The sequence below is a fragment of the Streptomyces durbertensis genome, assembly GCF_014156695.1.
Taxonomy (GTDB): Bacteria; Actinomycetota; Actinomycetes; order Streptomycetales; family Streptomycetaceae; genus Streptomyces; species Streptomyces durbertensis.
The window spans coordinates 1-1,011 of sequence record NZ_WMLF01000839.1; the positions used below are offsets into that span (position 1 = coordinate 1).

Genomic DNA, 1,011 nt, shown 5'->3' on the forward strand with positions numbered 1-1,011 from the left:
GGTGTCACCAGGGGAAGTCGGTCTCGGCGAGCGGCGCCCGTACCGCGGGCGGCGCCTCCCGGCCGTTCGCCCGCAGCACACGGCGTGCGCTGTCGGCGAGGGCGCGACCGGTGCCGGCCTCCAGGAGAGGTCCGGGGTGGTGGGCGGCGGCCCGGCGCAGTACGGGCGGCAGCTCCGCCGGTCTGGTCAGGCAGTCGGCGAGCCGCTCGGCCAGGCTGTCGTCGGCCTGGTACGCGCGGCCGGCGACGGCGGAATAGACCGGGAGCCGGGGTGCCTTCATCGGATAGCCGCGCAGGGCGTCGGTGAACGCCGCGGCCTGGGCGCGCAGCCCGGGGTGGTGCGAGCTGAACGGTAGCCGCAGCCGGGCGGCCGTGACGCCGTGCTCGGCGGCCGCCCGTTCGACCAGGCACAGCTTGTCGAGCGGGCCGCTCACGACCACCGAACTGCTGTCGTTGACCACGGCGACGGCCACCTCCGAGGCGCCGTCGCTGTCGGCGCCTCGGCCGTCCTGGAGATCGGGGTGGTCACCGGTGTCGCGGATCAGGCGCCGTGCCGTCGCCGGCGAGCAGCGGAGCAGCGTCAGGCCGCCGGGGCAGGTCGTGAGTACGCACGCCAGGTCGTGGGCGGCCCGCGCCCCGTCCTCGACGGTGAGCGCGCCGGCGGCGGTGAGGGCCGCGATCTCGCCGAAGCTCACCGCCACCACCGCGTCGGGGGGCCCGAGAGTCCGGCTCAGCGCCCGGTGGATGGCGACCGACGCGCCGAACAGGGCGATCTGGGCGGTGCCGGTCGGTGCTTCGGCGAGTTCCCGCGCGCTCGGCGGCGCCGTGCCCAGCAGCCACGGCCGCAGCGCCGGGACGCCACGCTCCGCCGCGACGCCGTCGACCCGCTCCAGGACGTCGGACACCGCCCGGCGTAACGGGGCGTGGTCACGGGCGGCGTTGACCAGGGAGGTGAGGGAGAAGTCGCCCTGGCCGGGGAAGAGATGGACGGACCGTCCGGAGGCGGTGGGGC

At 76.8% G+C, this 1,011-nt stretch carries 1 protein-coding gene; it reads right to left on the reverse strand.

The window, feature by feature from the left end:
• Positions 1-4: 4 nt before the first annotated feature.
• Positions 5-1,011 (reverse strand): acyltransferase domain-containing protein (locus GL263_RS27190; RefSeq protein ID WP_228456867.1); only part of this gene is annotated, 1,007 nt, incomplete at its 5' end.